Below are 22,686 nucleotides of genomic sequence, written 5' to 3'. Positions count from 1 at the left end.
AACGCTATATATTTGAAATTTGATTAGGAAAGTAGGAAGTATGGAAACAATTGATATGATTATTAAATCATCAACTGAATTTTATAACGATTTAAATCTTGATGAAAATAATAGATATCTTTCATGGGAGAATTGTTATTCAGATTTTATGACATGTCTAAAACTATTGCATTTTGGATTATAACAAAGGAGTACTGACATGCCGAAATATACCGACGAAGATATTAGAAAATTAAATAAAATCACATTAAAAATTGCTGGTGATTATTTAGGTATAAGTTCACAGGCAGTTGCGATAGGTCTTAGAAACAATCTTCTTCCAATTGGTTTTGCTATTCATAACGAAGAAAGAGATAGACGTTTCACTGAGAGTTGGTCATATCATATTATCGCCGAAAGAATGATTTCATACAATCACGGTAAGCTATCAGAGATCCGTGTTGAAAATATTGAAGCTAGTTTAGATAAAATTATAGAGGAATTTAACGGTTTAAAACAAGATTTACTTTTTATATTAAGCGAAAATGCAGAAGTGAAGAATTAGAAGTTTTTGAATTTGCGTTTTCTCTTGGTAAATATAAAAACGGTGATGTAAAATATAAGGGTAAAGGTGTTTCAAATGAAGATGATAAAGACCTTTTCTAGAGAAGAACTCTATGAAGAAATCTGGGAGATAAGTGCGAAACAAGTCTCATTGAAATATGATTTAAGTTATTCTGACTTACTCAAGAAATGTAAAGAATTTGAAATCCCAATTCCAAAGGGTAGTTATTGGTATCGTAAGAATACTGGACAAGACTTAAGTGAACTTATCGTTCGATTACCACAAAATGACATAAATGAGGTTCATATTGATAGAAAAAGTTTAAAGAACAGTAGAATTAAAGCTGCTAAACATAAAGAAGATAGTACGGAGAATAAAAACGAAGATACTGTTAAACTTGATACAACTAGTATAAGAAGTTCATTATCATTTATAGACGACGATAAAATAGAGCGTATTATTGAAGCAGTTTCAAACCTAAACCAGGCTCCAAATAAGAGATTACATAAATCTGTAGCTAATCTAAGAGATAAAATTACAGAGTGGAATAAGAGGGAAAAAGCTGCTTCCTATCCTTACTTTGATTCTAGGCACAGATATAATGATTTAAAAGACCCTAAATTTGTAAAAAGTATTTCACTAAATTCTCTTCCACGTTTATATCGCTTTTTAGATACACTAGTTACTGTTATTGAAAAAATCGGTGATAATGTAACTTCAAATTGGGATATTCAAATTGAAAAGGATATTGTTCGTTTTGAAGTTATAGAATCAACAGACAAAGTAAGTCATGAATTAACAAAAGAAGAAGCTAAAGAACTAGCAGAGTACAATGATAGCATTAAGTTTAATGGATATGCTTATAAACCAAGAATAAAGAAGTATGACTATATACCAAATGGAAAATTTCGATTTAAGATAATAGATGGTAAATACATTAAAGATACTAAAGAATTCACACTTGAACAATCAATACCAGAAATAATTGTTTTAATTTACCAAGAGTATTATAAAGTTAAGAACTTACGACTTGAACGTGAAGAGAGAGAAAGACTATACGAAGAAGAACAAGAGCGAAAAAGAAAATTACAAAATAGAATCGAAGAAGAGAAGAAGCGGACAATGTCTCTTCTTAATATGCTAGAAGATTTTAAAACAGCAAATGATTTAAGACTGATGGCTGATAAACTGGAAATAGTAGGGAAACTTAGTAAGGATGAAATTGATTGGATTAGATCCAAAGCTGACTGGATCGACCCAATAGTTTCTTCAACAGACGAATTATTAGGAATCAGAAATCATGAAAATTCTAGAGAACAAAAAGAACAATATCTGAGTGAGAAAAGGTACTATTGGTAACTTTTATGTTGCAGTTTTTCAATTTATACATGGTATAATTAAAATAATAAAAGATTGAGGATTTGTTATGAGTAAAGAAGCAGTATTTCAAAATGTAGAATCACTACAACAAGTTGTAAATATAATTAATGAAGCAGCGGCAGCTCTTAATGATAAAACACGTACAATAAGAGAGAGTCCAATTCCAGAAGTGTTAGCTGGTGCATTGGGGGCAGGTATTGGTGGGATAGGTTCATTCGCAGCTCTTTATGGTTTAGGTACTGTAGGGTTATCAGCGGCTGGCATTACTTCAGGTCTTGCAGCTATTGGCGGTGTCGTTGGAGGTGGTATGGTAGCTGGAGTGTTTGTAATGGCTGCTCCAGTCGTTGTATTAGCCGGAGGCGGTATATTATTAGCTTCTAATCTAAAAAATAAACAACTTAAACAGGAAAAAGAACGGTTATATAAAGAAGCATTGCAAAAACATGAAGCTATTATACAAGCTCTGAAAACTGAAGCAGATGCTGATAAGGAACGCCTAGATTATTTACAGAGTTTAAATATCCTCCTAACTCAAGCAATTAAAGATTTGAAAAACGATTTAGGGGACTAACAATGAGTAAATTCATTTATTCTGATGAAGAACAAAAATTCAATAATATTTTAACTCATCAAACCAAAGAGTTAGATTTAATAAACAGACCCGATATGTCTATTGCAGAAGAACGTATAGAGGAAAGTGAAAAATTATTGAGAGAGCTAGGCTATACTCTGTCTGATTTACCAATACTAGATACCGAAACTAAAAAACAAACTATCGTTGTACCTAAATGGGAAGACTTAGTAATAAAAGCGGAGTGCGAAGTTGGTTCAATGAATGAACTAGATGCACTCTTCACAAATGAAGAATTGGAACTTAATCAGACAGTTATTCAATCATTGCAGGATGATTTTAACAACATTCATAAACTTGATAAAATTGATATATCGATTTGTGCAGGAGCTGGTATATTAGCAGCGATTGTTGATATTCTTTTAATTGGAATACCTGAGAAAACTCCGAATGGTTTAAAAGGTGGCCCTTTATCTAATTATGTAAGAGACTGGTTTAATCAACGATTTCCTGAAGAAGAAATGGAAAAGTTGGCAAATTCAAAGGTCAGTAAAGTCCCTTTTGATGCTCAAGATAATCGTCATACTAAAGTAAATGTTAATGGACTATCTGCATATTATCATAGATTGTTATCTCTTGGACATGATCCACTTCTTGGTTTAGTAATTGGTGTATGTGATATTCTAAATGGTAAGATGACTACTATTGATAAAACTGGGAAAATAGTATCTCAATTTATGGATAATTACACAGATAGAAAAGAAAGTGATATTTTTGCAGCAATAGCAAAGCAGATAATTCATTTTAAATCTGATATTACGGCATCAATGGGATTACCTGCACCATTGATGGGATTATTTAATTTGCTTCAGTTTGGAAAAATTGGTGACGAGGATCAAACAATAGCAGAAATAGTACAAGGAATGTATTACGAAGGCTATGATTTCATTCATTTTAGTAGTATGGCTATTTCTACAATGATTATTGAAGTTATAATCAGAATTGGATACGCCCTTAAGAAAATCAACGAAGGACATTCAATAAAAAATTCTATTCCTTTTTCGTTGGATAGAGAGAAACACCCCAAATTACATACGATGCTATTTATTGGACATTCTATAGCCGCATCTGCTAATGCAGGGAAAATCTACTTTACAAAAAATCCTATGACAATAAATTACGCACAATGGATTACTTTTGCAAAATATTCATACTCTCAGTTAAAGTGGGTGCTTATTGAGAAATCCGAATTGAGAGCTTCATATGTTTCGGATAAGATTTATAAGGAAACTCAGGAAGTTTATGAAAAAGTAAATCTTACCTTTAATAACTTCAGTAATGATAGGTTAGTTATATTTGATTAAATTAATAAACTTAGATAAAAGGAAAACAATGAAAAAAAGTCTATACAATCTATTGTCAATGATTCCAATATATGGAACATTTTTAAAATTTTCAAGTAAAGGTGAAATGAGGTTATGTAGCCCACTGTACCAAGATTTTTTAGATGAAGGAATTAATCCAAATGATATATTCTTACTTCTTGAAAAAAAATATCCTGGTGAGGTAGTTACAAGAGACCGTTTCTACGAAGGTTATAGAGAAATACTGGAATCTTTGAACAAAAAGTAATAAGGAAAAAATTTTCTGTTATAGATATAATATTAGTGAAGTTCTAAAATTCATTTGATGGCAGAACACTTGTTGTTGAAGTGAATGATGGTTATGCATTGGGAAATTATGGCCTCTCTCCTTTAAACTCAATTAATTTTCATAGAGCTAGATGGAAAGAAATGGTAAAACCCTATTTTGAAAAAAATGATGTTTTTAAAATAAAACATGACATTATTTTCTAAAAAAATATGTTAGTTAGCCCAAATAGAAAGCATCAAAATGAACAAGGAGGAATCTGATGCTCGGAGCAATCGTTGGAGACATTGTTGGCTCTGTTTACGAGTGGAACAATATCAAAATGAAGGACTTTCCTTTATTTCGGAAGGACTGCTTTTTTACAGATGATACGGTTATGACCTGTGCTGTTGCAGAAGCGATTATGAACGGGGGACAAAAAGACGACTTCATTGACGCGATGAAGAAATATGGCAGACTGTATCCGAATGCTGATTACGGTGTTCGGTTTAATGCATGGCTAAATAGCGATAACCGTGAGCCTTATAATAGCTTTGGGAATGGATCAGCTATGCGTGTTTCTCCATGTGCTTGGGTCATGGACTGTGGTGTCTATGATAGAACCGGTACGTGGCCATCATCTAGAGGACTTGCGAGTCTTTCTGCAGAGGTAACTCATAATCATCCAGAAGGTATAAAAGGCGCTATGGCTACAGCTGATGCTATTTTTCTGTGTCGTTTTTACTTTGGTGGTTATTGTAGAGAATACGAGCAACCAATTAACGACAATCCTACAGAGCGTAAAAGACTGATTAAGGATTATATAGAGAAGACATACGGCTACAATCTATCTCAAACTTTAGATGAAATCCGCCCTAACTATCGTTTTAACGAAACATGTCAGGAAACTGTCCCTCAAGCCATTATCGCCTTTCTTGAAAGTCGAGACTTCGAAGATGCGATAAGGAATGCCATTTCCCTTGGTGGCGATAGTGATACACTTGCTGCAATAACTGGTAGCATTGCAGAGGCAGCTTATGGTATTCCTGATTGGATAAAGGATAAGGCCAATTCTTACTTGGATGAACCCTTAAAGGATGTAGTTAGGCGATGGGAAAATAGAATAAAAGCGTATTAATCTCCAGTACGTCAGATTTCTCTTTTCCGTATTTTCATTGTATAATAGGATTACATTTACTTGCATACGACGAAATGTAAACATTTCTATTTAAAATTAAGGAGAATATTAATGAAAAAAGCAATGTTAATTATCAACCCTACCTCTGGTGGGGAAAAGGCTTTGGATTATAAAGAAAAGCTGGAGAATAAAGCAAAAAAATACTATGAATATGTTGAAACCAAAATTACCGAAAAAGCCTTAGATGCAACACATTTTGCTGAAGAGGCGTCTCGTGAGCAGTACGATGCAGTGGTTGTGTTTGGTGGAGATGGGACTGTCAACGAAGTCATTTCGGGTATTGCTGAGAGAGACTACATTCCTAAGTTAGGGATTATCCCTGGTGGTACGGGTAACCTCATTACAAAACTGTTGGAAATCAATCAAGACATCGATGGCGCTATTGATGAACTGGATTTTAACTTAACCAATAAGATTGATATCGGTAAAGCGAATGACAATTATTTTGGTTATATCTTTAGTATCGGTTCTCTGCCAGAAGCGATTCACAATGTTGAAATTGAAGATAAGACAAAATTTGGTATTCTTGCCTATGCTGTAAATACCATGAAGTCCGTTATGACGGATCAGGTCTTTAACATTAAGGTTGAGACAGAGAATGGAAATTATGTTGGTGAAGCTAGCCATGTTTTGGTTCTCTTGACAAATTACTTCGCTGATAAGAAAATCTTTGAAGAAAACAAAGACGGCTATGCCAATATTTTGATTCTGAAAGATGCATCTCTATTCTCCAAATTATCCGTTATTCCTGATTTACTAAAAGGAGATGTTGTCGGCAATGATAATATTGAGTATATCAGAGCGCGTAATATTAAGATCTCTTCAGATAGTGAATTGGAATCAGATGTTGACGGCGATAAATCGGATAACCTACCTGTTGAAATCAAAGTCCTAGCTCAACGAGTAGAAGTATTTTCAAAACCGAAAGAGTAGAAATTAAAAATTAGTTTATTATTCACAACGAAATTAAGTTCTATATCAACGATTGGAGGAGGAATGAATTCTCTATTTGATGAATTTCGAACAATTTGTTCTCATTTAAACCAAGTCGGAATCACTCCGACGCTCATGGGGTCTTTGGGGTTTGAATACCGATCAAATGAAGAATGGGGGCCGTCTGACATTGACATTCATGTTCCTGGTGACCCTAGAGGTTGGGAAGCACCTGATCATCTCAGAATTTATGACTGGGACAAGATAATGAAAGTGATGAACCACTTGGGCTATACCTTGGTAGATATTCACGAGCACGAATTCCAAAAAGATGGCGTGAGCGTTGAATTTGGAAGTATCAATTCATTACCAGATTTTGCAGGAGTTTCGGAATCGGATATAGAGCTGATTCATCTCGAAAACATCACTTTTCGCGTTCCAAGTTTAGAACAGTATTTAAGTATTTACAAGGCTTCTTCCCAAGATTCTTATCGAAATAACCACAATAACAATAAGGATTTTAAAAAAATTGAGTGGCTGGAAAGACATTTGTAAATCATCATTTGAAAAGTAGCAAGTTGTAAGACTGGCTGCTTTTTTATTTATAGAACCAAACCACTAGAATCTACGGACAAGCCTTGAAAATAAAATACGAAAGTAGTATACTAGAATCACAATTGTGAAAACGTTTGCGTCGCAAATGCAACCAAGTAAATCAGGAGACAAATTGATGGAATTAAGCGCTATTTTCCATAGGCCTGAGTCGGAGTATGCCTATCTTTATAAGGATAAGAAGCTTCATATTCGGATTCGAACTAAGAAAGATGACATTGAAAGCATCAACTTGCACTATGGGGACCCTTTTATCTTTATGGAGGAGTTTTATCAAGATACAAAAGAAATGGTCAAGATAACTTCTGATACCTTATTTGATTATTGGCAGGTTGAAGTGTCCGTTGACTTTGCACGTATCCAGTATCTCTTTGAACTCAAGGATACAGAAGGTCAAAGTATTTTGTATGGCGATAAAGGGTGTGTGGAAAATTCTCTAGAAAATCTTCATGCTATTGGAAATGGATTTAAGTTGCCTTATATACATGAGATTGATGCATGTCAGGTTCCTGACTGGGTTTCAAATACAGTATGGTATCAGATATTTCCTGAGAGATTTGCCAATGGAAATGCTTTATTAAACCCAGAAGGGGCTTTAGACTGGGATTCATCTATCACACCTCAAAGTGATGATTTCTTTGGTGGTGATTTACAGGGGATTATTGACCATCTGGATTATTTGCAAGACTTGGGCATTACTGGACTTTATCTTTGTCCTATCTTTGAATCTACGAGCAATCATAAGTACAATACGACGGATTACTTTGAAATTGACCGTTATTTTGGAGACAAGGAGACCTTTCGGGAACTGGTCGAGCAAGCTCATCAGCGTGGCATGAAAATCATGCTGGATGCTGTATTTAATCATATTGGTTCGCAATCGCCTCAATGGCAAGATGTTGTCGAAAACGGTGAGGAGTCTGCTTATAAAGATTGGTTCCATATTCAACAATTTCCAGTGATGACTGAAAAACTAGCCAACAAGAGAGAGTTGCCTTATCATGCTTTTGGTTTCGAGGACTATATGCCTAAGCTAAATACAGCCAATCCAGAGGTCAAGGAGTATCTTTTAAAGGTTGCGACTTATTGGATTGAAGAGTTTGATATTGATGCTTGGCGTTTGGATGTGGCTAATGAGATTGACCATCATTTCTGGAAGGATTTTCGCAAGGCAGTTTTAGCTAAAAAGTCTGATCTTTATATCCTTGGAGAAGTCTGGCATACGTCTCAGCCTTGGCTAAACGGAGATGAGTTTCACGCGGTCATGAATTATCCTTTATCTGATAGCATCAAGGACTATTTCTTACGAGGTGTTAAGAAGACAGACCAATTCATTGATGAAATCAATTGCCAGTCTATGTATTACAAGCAGCAGATTTCAGAAGTGATGTTTAATCTCTTGGATTCGCATGATACAGAACGTATTTTGTGGACGGCCAATGAAGACGTTCAACTGGTTAAATCAGCCCTAGCCTTTCTCTTTTTACAAAAAGGAACACCTTGCATCTATTCCGGAACCGAGTTAGCTTTAACCGGAGGACCAGACCCAGATTGTCGACGTTGTATGCCTTGGGAACGTGTCTCAAGTGACGATGATATGCTGAACTTTATGAAGAGGCTGATTAAGATTCGCAAACATGCGTCAGCAATCATTCAGCACGGCAAGTATAGCCTCCAAGAAATCAAAGCTGATGTACTAACCTTGAAATGGAATTACGATAACCAAGTCATCAAAGCCATTTTTAACCAGTCCAAAGAAGATTATCTTTTAGAAAAGGAAGCAGTAGCACTAGCAAGCAATTGCCAAGAACTAGAGAATCAGCTTGTGATCTCTCCAAATGGATTTGTGATTTTCTAAAAAGTAGTGGATGAAGATTATGATTTTAAGTTCAATTTATATAGTATAATAAGGCTAATTACTAAACCTGTAAAAAGGAGAAGAAGATGAAGAAATCAAGAAAATTAGCCACATTAGGAATCAGTTCCGTCTTGTTTTTAGGCTTGACTGCTTGTCAACAACAAAATACTACTTTTGAAGGGACGAATCAAAGGCAAACCAGTTCAGCGAAAGTTCCATGGAAAGCTTCATACACCAACCTAAACAATCAGGTAAGTACAGAAGAGGTCAAATCTCTCTTATCAGCTCACTTGGATCCAAATAGTGTTGATGCCTTTTTTAATCTTGTAAATGATTATAATACTATTGTCGGCTCGACAGGCCTATCAGGAGATTTCACTTCCTTTACTCACACCGAATACGATGTTGAGAAAATTAGCAACCTTTGGAATCAAAAGAAAGGCGATTTCGTTGGTACAAACTGTCGTATCAATAGTTATTGTCTTTTGAAAAATTCAGTCACAATTCCAAAACTTGAAAAGAATGACAAATTGCTTTTCCTAGATAACGATGCGATTGATAAGGGGAAAGTCTTTGATTCACAAGATAAGGAAGAGTTTGATATTCTATTTTCGAGAGTTCCAACTGAAGCAACGACGGATGTCAAGGTTCACGTTGAAAAGATGGAAACATTCTTCTCCCAGTTTCAATTTAACGATAAAGCTCGAATGCTATCTGTAGTTTTGCACGACAATCTGGATGGTGAGTATCTGTTTGTAGGCCACGTTGGGGTCTTAGTACCTGCTGATGATGGCTTCTTATTTGTAGAGAAATTGACTTTCGAAGAGCCCTACCAAGCGATTAAATTTGCCAGCAAGGAAGATTGCTACAAGTATTTAGGCACCAAGTATGCGGATTACACAGGTGACGGACTGGCTAAGCCTTTCATCATGGATAATGATAAGTGGGTTAAGTTTTAATGATACTATAATATATCAGTAATTTAGGACTTTTATTTATATTTTTGATGAGTTGGTGGGTTATTTCAATCGTTAATAGCCAGAAACCACTCTTTAAAGTATTGCTCGTATTTCCAAACAGTCCATTTGTAGTTTTATTTGGATTGGTATATAATTTAACTTAGTGAAAATAGGAGAATTAATCAGATGGAATTAAAAGATTTTACAGAAAAAGAACAGGAAATGATTAAGAAGGGGCTTACGACGTCTAAGATTAGTGACAAGGAAACTGCTGAAAAGATTCTTGAGCTAGTACCACAAGACTTGATTAAGCGAATTCCGTTTTTTGTAAGAAAACATGCTACGACACGTACGATTAAACGCATTTCAATTGAACACCCTGAACTCTACGCTGCAGCTCAAACAAGTGGTGAAATACCAGAAAAAGAACGCGAAGAATTACGTCAGATTATCACAGCTATCTTTGAACAAAAGATGAACAAGCATAGTATTAAGTAGAGAATGAAAATATATTTTATTGGCGGTTTGGGAAGCAATGTCTATCATAGCAAGGATTTTCTTCAAGAACTAAATTCGCAGGTCTGTTTTCTGAATCCATATGAAAAGCATCTTCGAGATGAAACAGAATTGAAATCATGGTTTAAAAAATCGATAGAAGAGGAAGAATCTATATGTCTGATAGGTCATTCTCTTGGAGGAGATTTGGCGCGTTATCTTGCATCTGAATTTTATGAAGTGACAAAACTGATTCTTTTGGATGGTGGCTATCTAGATTTAGATAAGATTTTACCTTTAGATACAGAGTTAGAGGAAACTAAAAACTATATTGAATCTCAAGTTGTTTCGGACTTAGATGTTCTTATTTCTAAAGAAAAATCTGAAGCAAAGCATTGGTCAGAAAATATGGAGAAAGCCGTAAGTCAGTCCTATCACTGGAATGAGGAGTATAATAGATATGAGTTAGCTATAAAATATGAAAATATAGAAGCGATACTCAGCCTACGGAGGAAAATACAAGCTTTTAAGAGAGAAGTGGGAGATACCTTGTTTATCAGTCCTTGCTATTCTAATGAAGCTACACGGAGAGAGGAAGCCTTAAAAGAATTGCCAGACTATTTTGATACTATTTTTCTAGAGAACTTTGGCCATGAGCTTTATACTGAAGCACCTAGAGAAGTCGCTAGTCTGATTAATGAGTGGCTCGCTTATTCTCAATGAGCTACTTGTATTGCTTGAAAAAAAGCATGTTTTTGCCAATGCTAATAAACGAACTGCTTTATTCGTTTTGGTGAAATTTATACAATTAAATGGCTATCGTTTTTCTGTTACGATTAATCGTTAAGATACATTTAAAAGAACTAGTGGACTAGTTCTTTTTATATCCGCTTTCACATTATACAACTTATACAAATCTATATAAAATATTATTTTTCCGAACAAAAATAGATTTTTTTTCAAAAAAGTACTTTACAGAGTGTTGGAAGTATGTTATATTAATAAAGCTTAGAAAATGAGATGATGTTTTCTAGCAAATATAAACCCGAGTAAAAAATGCCTACGGACAGGCAGGGTTGAATGCCGAAGCGTGGTTGAAAAACCACATTATTGATAGGGTTAAAAGCCTACTTTTATAAGTTGATGTTAGGACACTTATCCTAATTCATAAATTTTTAGTGTGGTGAAAGCACACGTCATCTTGTGAAACGATCAATAAAGTACGTAATATTTGCTACTAGAGAGTTAGGAAACATCGGGAACAGACATACTCAACAGAAACAAACATAAAAACGTCAGAAGATTGCAGAGCAGGTGAAATCCTGCTCTTTTTTCATGAGTCAACCTTTAGTTCCTTAGTTTTCATAAGGTCCTAAAAATATTGAAAGGAGTATGTCTTGAAAGAGTTAGATCAAAACCAAGCCCCAATTTATGAGGCCTTGGTGAAGTTACGCAAGAAACGGATTGTTCCCTTTGATGTTCCAGGTCACAAGCGTGGACGAGGAAATCCAGAACTTGTTGAACTACTAGGAGAAAAATGTGTTGGCATTGATGTCAATTCGATGAAACCCTTGGATAATTTAGGCCATCCCATTTCGATTATTCGGGATGCAGAGGAGCTAGCAGCTGATGCTTTTGGAGCTAGCCATGCCTTTCTCATGATTGGAGGAACAACTTCATCGGTGCAGACTATGATTCTCGCAACCTGCAAGGCAGGAGATAAGATTATTCTGCCACGAAATGTCCATAAATCTGCTATCAATGCGCTAGTTCTGTGTGGTGCTATTCCCATCTATATCGAGATGAGTGTAGATCCTAAAATTGGTATCGCTTTAGGTCTTGAAAATGATCGAGTAGCCAAGGCCATAAAGGACCATCCAGATGCCAAGGCCATTTTGATTAACAATCCTACTTACTATGGAATTTGTTCAGACCTCAAGGGTTTAACGGAAATGGCTCATGAAGCTGGTATGATGGTTTTAGTAGATGAGGCCCACGGAGCGCATTTGCATTTTACTGATAAACTTCCAATTTCTGCTATGAACGCAGGGGCTGATATGGCAGCAGTCTCCATGCATAAGTCTGGTGGGAGTTTGACACAAAGTTCGCTTCTTTTAATCGGGGAGCAGATGAATCCTGAATACGTTCGTCAGATCATCAACCTGACCCAGTCAACATCCGCCTCTTACTTGCTGATGGCTAGTTTGGATATTTCACGTCGGAATTTAGCCCTTCGTGGTAAAGAGTCGTTTGAGAAGGTCATTGAGCTATCCGAGTACGCCCGCCGTGAAATTAATGCTATCGGTGGCTACTATGCCTACTCAAAAGAGTTAATAGATGGTGTGTCGGTATGTGATTTTGATGTAACCAAGCTGTCAGTTTACACTCAGGGTATTGGCTTAACAGGTATCGAGGTTTATGACCTCCTACGAGACGAATACGACATTCAGATTGAGTTTGGTGATATTGGCAATATCTTGGCCTATATTTCGATTGGTGACCGCATCCAAGACATCGAGCGCTTGGTTGGTGCTCTGGCTGATATCAAGAGACTATACTCACGAGATGGGAAGGACTTGATAGCTGGAGAATATATCCAGCCCGAGTTGGTCCTTTCTCCTCAGGAAGCCTTCTATTCAGAGAGAAAAAGTTTGACCTTAGATGAGTCTGTTGGACAGGTCTGTGGAGAATTTGTTATGTGCTATCCTCCAGGGATTCCTATCTTGGCTCCTGGTGAACGCATTACACGTGAAATTGTAGACTATATCCAATTTGCCAAGGAACGTGGTTGCTCCCTCCAAGGGACGGAAGATCCAGAGGTCAATCACATCAACGTCATTAAGAGAAAGGAGAACTAGATGGATTTATGGTTTTCTGAAGTTCATACTCCAGATGTGAAATTGTCCCTGAGAACAGCCAAGCAACTCTACGCTGGTAAAAGTGAATGGCAGGATATCGAAGTCTTGGAAACGCCAGCTTTTGGGAAAATACTAATTTTAAATGGGCACGTCTTGTTCTCAGATGCGGATGATTTTGTCTACAACGAAATGACCGTCCACGTTCCCATGGCTGTCCACCCAAATCCAAAGAAAGTCTTGGTTATTGGGGGTGGTGACGGTGGTGTTGCTCAAGTATTAACACTTTATCCTGAACTGGAGCAAATCGATATTGTGGAACCAGATGAGATGTTGGTTGAGGTCTGTCGTGAGTATTTCCCAGACTTTGCTGCAGGTCTTGATGATCCTCGTGTTACCATTTACTACCAAAATGGGCTACGCTTTTTGCGAAACTGCGAAGATGATTATGATATTATCATCAACGATGCAACAGATCCATTTGGACATACGGAAGGGCTCTTTACAAAGGAATTTTACGGTAATAGTTATCGAGCTCTCAAGGAAGATGGTATCATGATCTACCAGCATGGGAGTCCCTTCTTTGACGAGGATGAGTCGGCTTGCCGAAGCATGCATCGTAAGGTCAATCAAGCCTTTCCAATCAGTCGGGTCTATCAGGCCCATATCCCAACTAGCCCTGCTGGTTATTGGTTGTTTGGATTTGCTTCGAAAAAATACCACCCTGTCAAAGATTTTGACAAGGAAGGCTGGAAAAAACGCCAGCTTTTCACAGAATACTACACTGCAAACTTACACGTAGGGGCCTTTATGTTGCCCAAGTATGTTGAGGACATTTTAGAAGAAGAGGAAGGAAAAAAATGAGTCGTTTACTAGTTATTGGATGTGGGGGCGTTGCCCAAGTTGCTATTTCAAAGATTTGCCAAGATAGCGAAACCTTTACAGAGATTATGATTGCTAGCCGTACCAAGTCAAAATGTGATGACTTGAAGGCTAAACTGGAAGGCAAAACAAGTACAAAAATTGAGACTGCTGCTCTTGATGCTGATAATGTTGAAGAAGTCATTGCCCTGATTGAAAGCTACAAACCAGAAGCTGTTTTGAACGTAGCTTTACCATATCAAGATTTAACCATTATGGACGCTTGTTTGGCAACAGGTGTTCACTATATCGATACAGCCAACTACGAAGCAGAAGACACAGAAGACCCTGAATGGCGTGCTATCTACGAAAAACGTTGTAAGGAACTTGGTTTTACTGCTTACTTTGACTACTCATGGCAATGGGATTATCAGGAGAAATTCAAAGAAGCTGGCTTGACAGCTCTGCTTGGTTCTGGTTTTGACCCAGGTGTGACTAGTGTCTTTTCAGCCTATGCCCTCAAACACTATTTTGATGAAATCCACTATATCGACATTTTAGACTGTAATGGTGGTGACCACGGTTATCCGTTTGCAACAAACTTTAACCCAGAAATCAATCTACGCGAGGTTTCTGCGCCAGGTTCTTACTGGGAAGATGGAAAATGGGTCGAAGTCGAAGCCATGTCTATCAAGCGCGAGTACGATTTCCCTCAAGTTGGACAAAAAGACATGTATCTCCTTCACCACGAAGAAATCGAATCATTGGCCAAGAACATTCCAGGTGTCAAACGGATTCGTTTCTTTATGACTTTTGGTCAATCTTACTTGACGCACATGAAATGTCTTGAAAATGTTGGTCTCCTTCGTACGGATGCCATTAACTTTAATGGACAAGACATCGTTCCGATTCAATTCTTAAAAGCCTTGCTTCCAGATCCAGCTAGCCTTGGGCCTCGTACAGTTGGTAAAACCAATATTGGATGTATCTTTACAGGTGTCAAAGACGGCGTTGAAAAGACCATCTACATCTACAATGTTTGCGACCATCAAGAGTGCTATGCAGAAGTCGGGTCACAAGCAATTTCTTACACGACAGGAGTTCCAGCCATGATTGGGACAAAATTGGTTATGAACGGTACTTGGAAACAAGCTGGAGTGTATAACCTTGAAGAATTGGATCCTGATCCATTCATGGAAGCTTTGAATGAGTATGGTTTGCCATGGGTTGTGGTTGAAAATCCACAAATGGTGGACTAATGAAGTTAGAACAAGTACCAACACCAGCTTACATCATTGACTTGGCAAAGTTAGAAGGCAACTGCCGCATTTTACAATATGTACAAGAAGAGGCTGGTTGCAAGGTTTTGCTTGCCCAGAAGGCATATTCCCTCTACAAAACCTATCCCTTGATTAGCCAGTATCTGTCTGGTACGACAGCTAGTGGACTTTATGAAGCCAAATTGGCAAGGGAAGAATTTCCTGGTGAAGTCCATGTCTTTGCACCAGCTTTCAAGGATGAGGACATGGAGGAATTGCTAGGGATAACGGACCATATCGTCTTTAACTCAGAGAGACAGTTGCGTAAACATGGGGCCCGTTGTCGGGAGGCTGGTGTCAGTGTTGGTTTGCGCATCAACCCTCAGTGTTCAACTCAAGGAGATCACGCTCTCTATGATCCTTGTGTCCCTGGATCCCGTTTCGGAGTTACTCTAGACAAGATTCCTAGTGATTTGCTGGAATTGGTAGACGGCCTTCATTTTCATACCCTTTGCGAGCAGGGAGCAGATGATTTACAAACAACTTTGAAAGCAGTAGAAGCGCAATTTGGTTCGTACTTACATGAGGTTAAATGGCTCAATATGGGGGGCGGACACCACATCACAAGGGAAGGTTACGATGTGGATTTGCTGATTTCAGAAATCAAACGTATCCGAGAAACTTACAATCTTGAAGTCTATATCGAGCCGGGTGAAGCCATTGCGCTCAATGCAGGTTATCTAGCAACTGAAGTATTGGATATTGTCGAAAACGGTATGGAAATCTTGGTTTTAGATGCCTCTGCGACCTGCCATATGCCTGATGTACTTGAGATGCCCTATCGTCCACCTTTGAGAAATGGCTTTGAGGCACAGGAAAAAGCCCATACCTATAGACTTTCTTCCAATACTTGTCTGACGGGCGATGCGATTGGTGATTATAGCTTTGAAAATCCAGTTCAAATCGGTGATAGACTTTATTTTGAAGACATGGCTATTTACTCATTTGTTAAAAATAATACCTTTAATGGTATTGGATTGCCAAGTCTTTATCTCATGGACGATCAGGGTGACTGTAGCTTAGTCAAAGCTTTCGGATATCAAGACTTTAAAGGGAGATTATCATGATGGAAAGTCCAAAAAAATTAGGCTATCGCATGCCAGCAGAGTACGAACCCCATCATGGTACCCTCATGATATGGCCGACTCGACCAGGATCATGGCCTTTTCAAGGAAAAGCTGCTAAAGCAGCATTTAGCCAGATTATAAAAACCATTGCAGAAGGGGAAAGAGTCTATCTTTTGGTGGGCCAAGACCACTTAGCTGAAGCCCAAGACTACCTTGGAGATAGCGTTGTTTATTTAGACATTCCCACCAATGATGCCTGGGCGCGTGATACAGGTCCGACTATTCTTGTCAATGATGAAGGCCAGAAATTAGCCGTGAACTGGTCTTTCAATGCCTGGGGTGGTGCTGTTGATGGTCTTTATCAAGATTATGAAGATGATGACCAAGTAGCCAGTCGTTTTGCTGAGGCCTTGGAAATGCCTGTTTACGATGCTAAACCTTTTGTACTAGAAGGAGGAGCAATCCATAGCGATGGCCAAGGAACCATTCTCGTAACTGAAAGTTGCCTACTTAGTTCTGGTCGCAATCCTCATCTAAGTAAAGAGGAAATCGAAAATACCTTATTAGACAGCCTTGGAGCTGAAAAAGTTATTTGGCTTCCTTATGGTATTTATCAGGATGAAACCAATGAACACGTTGACAATGTTGCAGCCTTCGTTGATCCTGCAGAGATTGTTTTGGCTTGGACAGATGATCAAAACGATCCTCAGTATGCCATGTCAAAAGCAGATCTCGAACTTTTAGAGCAAGAAACAGATGCAAAAGGTCGTCACTTCACCATTCATAAATTGCCTATCCCTGCAGTTCGTCAAGTTGTGACAGAAGAGGATTTGCCAGGCTATATCTATGAAGAAGGAGAAGAAGAGCGATACGCAGGTGAACGACTAGCAGCTTCCTACGTAAACTTTTATATCGCCAACCAGGCAGTCCTGGTTCCCCAGTTCCAAGATAAAAACGATCAAGTGGCCTTAGATATCCTCAGTAAGTGTTTCCCAGACCGTAAAGTTGTCGGAATTCCAGCCAGAGATATTCTCTTAGGTGGTGGAAATATCCACTGTATCACCCAACAAATCCCAGAATAGGAGAAAAAGATGAGAAATGTAAGAGTTGCAGCCATTCAGATGCAATGCGCTAAGGATGTGGCAACAAATATCCAAACCGCAGAGCGTTTAGTACGTCAGGCTGCAGAACAAGGTGCACAAATTGTTCTCTTGCCCGAGTTGTTTGAACGTCCCTATTTCTGTCAGGAACGTCAGTATGACTACTACCAGCATGCTCAGTCGGTGACAGACAATACAGCCATTTTGCATTTTAAGGAGCTTGCTAAAGAACTACAAGTTGTTCTACCGATTAGTTTCTATGAAAAAGATGGCAATGTCTTGTATAACTCTATTGCCGTCATTGATGCAGATGGGGAAGTGCTGGGCGTTTATCGGAAGACTCACATACCAGATGATCATTATTATCAAGAAAAGTTTTATTTCACACCCGGTAACACAGGTTTCAAGGTCTGGGATACTCGCTATGCCAAGATTGGGATCGGTATCTGTTGGGATCAATGGTTCCCTGAAACAGCACGCTGTCTTGCGTTAAATGGTGCTGAATTGCTCTTTTATCCTACAGCCATCGGTTCAGAGCCGATTTTGGATACAGATAGTTGTGGTCACTGGCAACGTACCATGCAAGGACACGCAGCAGCAAATATTGTCCCAGTTATTGCTGCCAATCGCTATGGCTTGGAAGAAGTCACTCCTAGTGAGGAAAATGGTGGACAGAGTTCCAGTCTTGACTTCTACGGTTCATCCTTTATGACGGATGAAACCGGAGCTATTCTAGAGCGAGCTGAAAGACAAGCTGAAGCTGTTCTGTTAGCTACTTATGACCTAGACAAGGGAGCAAGCGAACGCCTAAACTGGGGCTTGTTTCGAGATAGAAGACCCGAAATGTATCAACGCATTACGGACTAGTAGGAGAGAAATGAGAGATTCATTCTGCTAGATTAACTTCTTATTTTTAACTATAAGGATACTATGTTGTCTAGTAAGTGGATTTTATATTTTAACCCTCTAAGGCTTTCTCGCGCTTTTATGCGAGGAGCTTTTCTGTTTAAGCTTTATCAATAAAACATGCTATAATAGTTGCAGAAAGGTTGGTATTTATGGCTAGGATATTGGTCATTGAAGACAATAGTGACATTCAAGAGATTTTACGAACACTTCTTACTGAGGAGCATGAGGTGATTCAAGCCTTTTCAGGAACTGAAGGAATCATGCTTTTTGACCAAGGTGGGATTGACCTCGTTTTGCTAGATATCATGCTTCCTGGGAAAAATGGGGATCAGGTTTTAAAAGCCATCAGGGAACAAAGTCAAACTCCAGTCATTATGCTAACAGCTTTGAGCGATAAGAAGTTAATCAGTCAATACCTCTTAGACGGTGCCAATGATTACATAGTCAAACCTTTTGATTTGGACGAAGTCTTTGCCAGAGTTACTGTTCAATTACGTCAAAGCGTAGAAAAACAGCCTATGGAAATAGAAAAAACTGAAAATCTGCCACAAAACTTGAAAAATATCCAGTTTGATGCCGAAAGTTTTGAAATCAAAAATAGTCAGGAAACGATTCGCCTTGCCAAGAAAGAATGCTTGATTCTCCAAACTCTCCTTAAATATCCAAAGAAAATTTTCACTAAGGAAGAACTTTATGAATTGGTCTGGGAGGATAGCTACCTACCTGGAGATAATACTCTCAATACGCATTTGAGTAATCTTCGTAAAAAATTAAACCAGCTTGACCCAAATCAAGAATATATTGAAACCATCTGGGGCGTTGGGGTAAGATTAAAAGGAGACAAGCAATGACCTACATGATAATTTTTGTCCTACTAGTACTCCTAATTATTTTATCGACTGCATTGATTCGCTACCATATAGCACTTAAAAACTTGAGTCAACAGATTGAAGACAAGATTCTCACAGGTAGTATGAAAAGAGTCGGAGTCAGCATTTTTTCCAAACATTTTTTACATCTCTACCAGCAAATTGAAAATCTATTTCAAGAAGTGGAACAATCTCGGTTGGTGATGAAAAGGGAAAAGCACACTCTGGATATGGCCATCAGCAATATCGCCCATGATATTCGGACGCCTCTGACTATCGCTTCAGGCTACACCCAACAATTGATAAAAACTCCTGAAAACAAAGCAGAAACCTTACAAAAAATAGCCCAGCATCTTGATTTAGTTTCCAAACGTTTGGAGGCTCTCCTAGAATATCGTCGTTTGATGGAAGGAGCTGTCAAACCGAAACTGGAAGAAGTTGATCTTTCAGCTTTTATTACCAAGAAGACTCTTGCTTATTATGATGTTTTTCAAGCGGCGAATATCACGCTTGATTTTAAGGTTGAAGCTGGTTTAACAATGAGGACTGATGAAAACTTGCTGGATCGAATTTTACAAAATCTGCTTGGGAATGTCCTCAAACATGGCAAGGAAGAAGCGCGGCTATCTTTGAGAAAGGAAAAGGAACAGCTTGTCTTAGAGATTGCAAACCTTGTCAAACAACCCATCAAAAGAATAGAAAATCTCAGCAACCGTTTTTATTCTGAAAATCTATCAGACACGGAAGAATCCTCTGGTTTAGGCCTTTATATCACTGAGGAATTATGTCATCTTCTCGGTGCAGAAATGAAACTAAGCACAGATGGGCAATGGTTGTCAGTTTTCATTTACTTTTAACGAAAAGAACCCTCCTCTGTAGCTAGAGGAGGTCATTTTTTTATAGACTTTTCTTTTTGAAAACTGCCAGTCCACTTAGATTAAAGATTAGAATAACAGCTAAAGTAACTATAAGTGTATAGAAAATGGATTCACTATTAGCAGTCATAGCATAGAAAAACTGCAATGATAAATATGGCAAAATTTTGATACTTGGGAAGATGAGCATTGGCATAGAAAGTAAGATAGAGCTGACCAAATAGCCAATAAATACTGCAAGATAAGAATGACTAACATAGAGGATGAAGGAAACAATGGAAAGCCAAGCAAGGAGGCAAAGGAATTGAAGGGAAATGGTTATCAGTAGATTGCCAATAAAGCCATCAGGCATGGTTCCAAATCCATTTAAGATAGTTGCTGGAATAAAGGCAATCACAAGGCTGATGATAAGTTGCAAGAGTGCAATACAAGCCACTACAAAGGCTTTGGCAAGGAAAAACTCTGTACGAGAAACCCCTACTGTCAAACTATTTTTATAGAGCTTTCCGATTAAATCAACACCTAAAACTAGACAAGTTAGAACAATACAGAGAAAAACGAGGTTTGAACCTTGACTAGACGCGTTAATCAAGGCTTGTACACCGTCCCAGCCATGGGTTGGAATTTCTGGTTCTTCTGTCTGGATTGCCATCAGATGACCCGTAGCTCCTATACTTGCACCCATTAGCATGAGAGCAAAGAGAATGAACTCTGTAATCCAGAATCCTTTGGAACGGAAAAGACGGTAAAAGTCTGCTTGAATGGTATGTATCATGATTTTCCTCCTATTCGACCAATTGAGTGAAGTATTCTTCTAGATTTTGACGGGCATAGTAAATCTCGTCAATGGCAACATCTGCCAAGGTTAATTCCTTAAGAATCTGTTTGACATCTTGTTCCTGACCAAAGATATGAATTTCATTTTCTGGATTAACAACCTTGAACTGGAGCTGGATTTGTTCTTTCAATACTTGACAAGCTTTCTCTTGATCAGCTGTCTTAAGCACAATATAATCCTCACTTAGTGTTTCAAATTCAGCTTTGCTGATTTCACGGATAATCTTGCCTTGATCTAAAATACCAAAACGATTAGCTACGAGGTAGAGTTCTGACAAGATATGGCTAGAGATGAGAATGGTGATCCCTTTTTCTTGATTGAGCCGTTGAATCATTAGTCGAAATTCTTTGATACCGATTGGGTCGAGACCATTGATAGGTTCATCTAAGATCAGGAAGTCTGGTTTAGATAGAAGGGCAATGGCGATACCAAGTCTTTGTTTCATTCCTAGAGAGAAATCACGAAAGACTTTTTTACCTGTATCTGCCAAACCTACATAGTCCAGCGTTTCTCGAATGACTTGATCAGCATTTGGAATATGACGAATCATACAGTAATATTTCAGATTTTGATAGGCTGTTAAGTGATTATGAGCTACAGGTGATTCGATCACTGAACCTACTCGAGATAGAGCCTTGGTCCACTCATTTTCTGATTTACTAGAAAAGAGGGAAACAGTTCCTTTATCCGCAAACAGTAGTTGCGTAATGATTTTGATTAAGGTGGTTTTCCCAGCTCCATTCTTTCCGATAAGTCCATAAATATCTCCCTCTCTTATTGTTAGATGAAGATCCTGAAGAATAGCTTGTTTGTCAAAGTTTTTGGACAATCCATGAATATCAAGTACTGTTTTCATGATTCTCTCCTTTTGATTTATTTTGTTAACTTTAGTATAAAGTATAGAAATCAAAGAAAGCTCAAGCATTTCTAAAGAGTTTCTAAAGTTTTAGGAATTCTTAAATATCAAAACCCAGTTGGTATGAACTGGGCTTCTTTACTATAAAATATATTTCTCAATGGCACGCGCGACGCCGTCTTCTTCGTTGCTTGCTGTAACGTCATCAACTAGGGATTTGACATAATTGCTGGCATTTCCCATCGCAATCCCAAGCCCTGCAAACTGGAGCATTTCGATATCGTTATTAGCATCGCCCATGGCCATGATTTCTGAGGAATCAATCTTCAAAATCTCAGCTAGTCGAGAAAGAGCAGTAGCCTTGGTCGTACCAAGTGGCATAGCTTCATAAATGACAGACTGTGAACGAACTCCACTAAATCGTTGACAAAGCTCCTCAGCAAAACGCTCTTCAAAATCATCTGTTTGTTCCTCTGTACCTAAAAACATACCTTGGAACATACGATACTTGCCACTGGTAGCTTCCTCAAGGGAAATTTCAGTCAGGTCTGAAAAGACTAGGTCGGCATCATTTTGGATGACTTGATTGGGCTTGCCACCGAGGACAAAATAATGTTCCTCATCAAAAAGAGTCAACTGGACGTCGCTTTTTTCTGCTAGGTCATAGAGGTATTCGATGTCTGCTGGACTAAGTTCTTGCCAATCAACTAGTCCCCAGTCACTTGTCTGGTGGGTTGAGCAACCGTTGTTAACAATAACATACTCATTCTGGAGGTCAAGTCCCAGTTTTTTATAGTAGGGGAGGACACCGAAAAGCGGGCGACCCGTACAGAGAACAAGTTTGACACCTTTTTCAATGGCTTTGTGAATAGCAGTAATGTGAGCTTGTGGAATTTCCTTGGCTTCATTGAGGAGGGTTCCGTCCATATCCAAGGCTAGTAGTTTAATCATAAGACTT

The 22,686-nt window shown here is 38.2% G+C and carries 23 protein-coding genes and 2 pseudogenes; 22 read left to right on the top strand and 3 right to left on the bottom strand.

What is annotated here, in order from left to right:
- The first annotated feature begins 199 nt into the window (after window positions 1-199).
- The 22 genes and pseudogenes from M1G05_RS02915 (at window position 200) to M1G05_RS02810 (ending at window position 20,016) form a co-directional block, all read left to right on the top strand.
- Window positions 200-544, top strand: coding sequence for a hypothetical protein (locus M1G05_RS02915; protein WP_045606823.1), 345 nt, complete (start codon window positions 200-202; stop codon window positions 542-544).
- A gap of 75 nt (window positions 545-619) precedes the next feature.
- Window positions 620-1,903: a cellulose synthase gene (locus tag M1G05_RS02910; RefSeq protein WP_247953061.1), complete on the top strand. Its 1,284-nt coding sequence runs from the start codon at window positions 620-622 to the stop codon at window positions 1,901-1,903.
- Window positions 1,904-1,970: 67 nt separating this feature from the next.
- Window positions 1,971-2,495, top strand: coding sequence for a hypothetical protein (locus M1G05_RS02905; protein WP_000031285.1), 525 nt, complete (start codon window positions 1,971-1,973; stop codon window positions 2,493-2,495).
- A 2-nt stretch (window positions 2,496-2,497) separates the two neighbouring features.
- Window positions 2,498-3,859, top strand: coding sequence for a hypothetical protein (locus M1G05_RS02900; RefSeq protein WP_247953060.1), 1,362 nt, complete (start codon window positions 2,498-2,500; stop codon window positions 3,857-3,859).
- 28 nt (window positions 3,860-3,887) lie between these two features.
- Complete coding sequence (locus tag M1G05_RS02895; protein WP_084865607.1) at window positions 3,888-4,127, top strand: hypothetical protein; 240 nt, start codon at window positions 3,888-3,890, stop codon at window positions 4,125-4,127.
- A 56-nt stretch (window positions 4,128-4,183) separates the two neighbouring features.
- Window positions 4,184-4,351, top strand: a pseudogene (locus tag M1G05_RS02890) (ATP-grasp domain-containing protein); the annotation flags it as partial.
- Between the two features lie 56 nt (window positions 4,352-4,407).
- Window positions 4,408-5,262 (top strand): ADP-ribosylglycohydrolase family protein, encoded by an 855-nt coding sequence (locus M1G05_RS02885; protein WP_247953059.1) that lies wholly within the window; start codon window positions 4,408-4,410, stop codon window positions 5,260-5,262.
- A gap of 111 nt (window positions 5,263-5,373) precedes the next feature.
- Entirely contained in the window at window positions 5,374-6,255 is an 882-nt protein-coding gene (locus M1G05_RS02880; RefSeq protein WP_247953058.1) for a diacylglycerol/lipid kinase family protein, read from the top strand.
- A 63-nt stretch (window positions 6,256-6,318) separates the two neighbouring features.
- Window positions 6,319-6,810, top strand: a complete 492-nt coding sequence (locus tag M1G05_RS02875; RefSeq protein WP_125385813.1) for a phosphoribosylanthranilate isomerase — start codon at window positions 6,319-6,321, stop codon at window positions 6,808-6,810.
- Window positions 6,811-6,985: 175 nt separating this feature from the next.
- Window positions 6,986-8,725 (top strand): glycoside hydrolase family 13 protein, encoded by a 1,740-nt coding sequence (locus tag M1G05_RS02870; RefSeq protein WP_247953057.1) that lies wholly within the window; start codon window positions 6,986-6,988, stop codon window positions 8,723-8,725.
- An 86-nt stretch (window positions 8,726-8,811) separates the two neighbouring features.
- The gene (locus M1G05_RS02865; RefSeq protein WP_247953056.1) at window positions 8,812-9,684 is read left to right on the top strand and encodes a DUF4300 family protein; all 873 of its coding nucleotides are present in this window, start codon (window positions 8,812-8,814) and stop codon (window positions 9,682-9,684) included.
- A gap of 186 nt (window positions 9,685-9,870) precedes the next feature.
- Window positions 9,871-10,182: a hypothetical protein gene (locus M1G05_RS02860; protein ID WP_247953055.1), complete on the top strand. Its 312-nt coding sequence runs from the start codon at window positions 9,871-9,873 to the stop codon at window positions 10,180-10,182.
- Window positions 10,183-10,185: 3 nt separating this feature from the next.
- Window positions 10,186-10,902 carry an alpha/beta hydrolase gene (locus M1G05_RS02855; protein WP_247953054.1) on the top strand — a complete coding sequence of 239 codons (717 nt, stop codon included), beginning with the start codon at window positions 10,186-10,188 and terminating at the stop codon, window positions 10,900-10,902.
- 1 nt (window position 10,903) lies between these two features.
- Window positions 10,904-11,017, top strand: a pseudogene (locus M1G05_RS02850) (type II toxin-antitoxin system death-on-curing family toxin); the annotation flags it as partial.
- Window positions 11,018-11,576: 559 nt separating this feature from the next.
- Entirely contained in the window at window positions 11,577-13,037 is a 1,461-nt protein-coding gene (locus tag M1G05_RS02845; protein ID WP_247953053.1) for an aminotransferase class I/II-fold pyridoxal phosphate-dependent enzyme, read from the top strand.
- Entirely contained in the window at window positions 13,038-13,898 is an 861-nt protein-coding gene (gene speE, locus M1G05_RS02840; RefSeq protein ID WP_247953052.1) for a polyamine aminopropyltransferase, read from the top strand.
- Window positions 13,895-15,154, top strand: a complete 1,260-nt coding sequence (locus M1G05_RS02835; protein WP_247953051.1) for a saccharopine dehydrogenase family protein — start codon at window positions 13,895-13,897, stop codon at window positions 15,152-15,154. Before speE ends, M1G05_RS02835 begins: the two co-directional genes overlap by 4 nt.
- Complete coding sequence (gene nspC / locus M1G05_RS02830) at window positions 15,154-16,281, top strand: carboxynorspermidine decarboxylase (RefSeq protein WP_247953050.1); 1,128 nt, start codon at window positions 15,154-15,156, stop codon at window positions 16,279-16,281. The genes M1G05_RS02835 and nspC overlap by 1 nt, the downstream gene beginning before the upstream one ends.
- Window positions 16,278-17,363 carry an agmatine deiminase gene (gene aguA / locus M1G05_RS02825; protein WP_247953049.1) on the top strand — a complete coding sequence of 362 codons (1,086 nt, stop codon included), beginning with the start codon at window positions 16,278-16,280 and terminating at the stop codon, window positions 17,361-17,363. Before nspC ends, aguA begins: the two co-directional genes overlap by 4 nt.
- A 9-nt stretch (window positions 17,364-17,372) precedes the next feature.
- Window positions 17,373-18,248 carry an N-carbamoylputrescine amidase gene (gene aguB, locus M1G05_RS02820; protein ID WP_247953048.1) on the top strand — a complete coding sequence of 292 codons (876 nt, stop codon included), beginning with the start codon at window positions 17,373-17,375 and terminating at the stop codon, window positions 18,246-18,248.
- Window positions 18,249-18,439: 191 nt separating this feature from the next.
- Window positions 18,440-19,141 (top strand): response regulator transcription factor, encoded by a 702-nt coding sequence (locus M1G05_RS02815; protein ID WP_247953047.1) that lies wholly within the window; start codon window positions 18,440-18,442, stop codon window positions 19,139-19,141.
- The gene (locus M1G05_RS02810) at window positions 19,138-20,016 is read left to right on the top strand and encodes a sensor histidine kinase (RefSeq protein WP_247953046.1); all 879 of its coding nucleotides are present in this window, start codon (window positions 19,138-19,140) and stop codon (window positions 20,014-20,016) included. The genes M1G05_RS02815 and M1G05_RS02810 overlap by 4 nt, the downstream gene beginning before the upstream one ends.
- Before the next feature lie 40 nt (window positions 20,017-20,056).
- Here M1G05_RS02810 and M1G05_RS02805 read toward each other — a convergent pair whose 3' ends face one another.
- From M1G05_RS02805 to M1G05_RS02795, 3 genes are all read right to left on the bottom strand, one after another.
- A complete protein-coding gene (locus M1G05_RS02805) occupies window positions 20,057-20,809 on the bottom strand; it encodes an ABC transporter permease (protein WP_247953045.1) in 753 nt (250 codons plus the stop codon).
- Between the two features lie 10 nt (window positions 20,810-20,819).
- Window positions 20,820-21,728 carry an ATP-binding cassette domain-containing protein gene (locus M1G05_RS02800; RefSeq protein ID WP_247953044.1) on the bottom strand — a complete coding sequence of 303 codons (909 nt, stop codon included), beginning with the start codon at window positions 21,726-21,728 and terminating at the stop codon, window positions 20,820-20,822.
- A gap of 141 nt (window positions 21,729-21,869) precedes the next feature.
- Window positions 21,870-22,679 (bottom strand): Cof-type HAD-IIB family hydrolase, encoded by an 810-nt coding sequence (locus M1G05_RS02795; RefSeq protein ID WP_247953043.1) that lies wholly within the window; start codon window positions 22,677-22,679, stop codon window positions 21,870-21,872.
- Between the last annotated feature and the right edge of the window lie 7 nt (window positions 22,680-22,686).

The sequence above is a fragment of the Streptococcus mitis genome, from assembly GCF_023109515.1.
GTDB lineage: Bacteria > Bacillota > Bacilli > Lactobacillales > Streptococcaceae > Streptococcus > Streptococcus mitis_CS.
This window is presented reverse-complemented; position numbering and strand designations above follow the sequence as displayed.

Bases quoted from the DNA above. Each gene is read 5' to 3' on its own strand.
- M1G05_RS02860 (WP_247953055.1), top strand. From the start codon at position 9,871: ATGGAATTAAAAGATTTTACAGAAAAAGAACAGGAAATGATTAAGAAG.
- nspC (WP_247953050.1), top strand. From the start codon at position 15,154: ATGAAGTTAGAACAAGTACCAACACCAGCTTACATCATTGACTTGGCA.
- aguA (WP_247953049.1), top strand. From the start codon at position 16,278: ATGATGGAAAGTCCAAAAAAATTAGGCTATCGCATGCCAGCAGAGTAC.
- M1G05_RS02905 (WP_000031285.1), top strand. From the start codon at position 1,971: ATGAGTAAAGAAGCAGTATTTCAAAATGTAGAATCACTACAACAAGTT.
- M1G05_RS02915 (WP_045606823.1), top strand. From the start codon at position 200: ATGCCGAAATATACCGACGAAGATATTAGAAAATTAAATAAAATCACA.
- M1G05_RS02910 (WP_247953061.1), top strand. From the start codon at position 620: ATGAAGATGATAAAGACCTTTTCTAGAGAAGAACTCTATGAAGAAATC.
- M1G05_RS02855 (WP_247953054.1), top strand. From the start codon at position 10,186: ATGAAAATATATTTTATTGGCGGTTTGGGAAGCAATGTCTATCATAGC.
- aguB (WP_247953048.1), top strand. From the start codon at position 17,373: ATGAGAAATGTAAGAGTTGCAGCCATTCAGATGCAATGCGCTAAGGAT.
- M1G05_RS02805 (WP_247953045.1), bottom strand. From the start codon at position 20,809: ATGATACATACCATTCAAGCAGACTTTTACCGTCTTTTCCGTTCCAAA.
- M1G05_RS02900 (WP_247953060.1), top strand. From the start codon at position 2,498: ATGAGTAAATTCATTTATTCTGATGAAGAACAAAAATTCAATAATATT.
- M1G05_RS02885 (WP_247953059.1), top strand. From the start codon at position 4,408: ATGCTCGGAGCAATCGTTGGAGACATTGTTGGCTCTGTTTACGAGTGG.
- M1G05_RS02800 (WP_247953044.1), bottom strand. From the start codon at position 21,728: ATGAAAACAGTACTTGATATTCATGGATTGTCCAAAAACTTTGACAAA.
- M1G05_RS02795 (WP_247953043.1), bottom strand. From the start codon at position 22,679: ATGATTAAACTACTAGCCTTGGATATGGACGGAACCCTCCTCAATGAA.
- M1G05_RS02835 (WP_247953051.1), top strand. From the start codon at position 13,895: ATGAGTCGTTTACTAGTTATTGGATGTGGGGGCGTTGCCCAAGTTGCT.
- speE (WP_247953052.1), top strand. From the start codon at position 13,038: ATGGATTTATGGTTTTCTGAAGTTCATACTCCAGATGTGAAATTGTCC.
- M1G05_RS02895 (WP_084865607.1), top strand. From the start codon at position 3,888: ATGAAAAAAAGTCTATACAATCTATTGTCAATGATTCCAATATATGGA.
- M1G05_RS02815 (WP_247953047.1), top strand. From the start codon at position 18,440: ATGGCTAGGATATTGGTCATTGAAGACAATAGTGACATTCAAGAGATT.
- M1G05_RS02810 (WP_247953046.1), top strand. From the start codon at position 19,138: ATGACCTACATGATAATTTTTGTCCTACTAGTACTCCTAATTATTTTA.
- M1G05_RS02875 (WP_125385813.1), top strand. From the start codon at position 6,319: ATGAATTCTCTATTTGATGAATTTCGAACAATTTGTTCTCATTTAAAC.
- M1G05_RS02865 (WP_247953056.1), top strand. From the start codon at position 8,812: ATGAAGAAATCAAGAAAATTAGCCACATTAGGAATCAGTTCCGTCTTG.
- M1G05_RS02880 (WP_247953058.1), top strand. From the start codon at position 5,374: ATGAAAAAAGCAATGTTAATTATCAACCCTACCTCTGGTGGGGAAAAG.
- M1G05_RS02870 (WP_247953057.1), top strand. From the start codon at position 6,986: ATGGAATTAAGCGCTATTTTCCATAGGCCTGAGTCGGAGTATGCCTAT.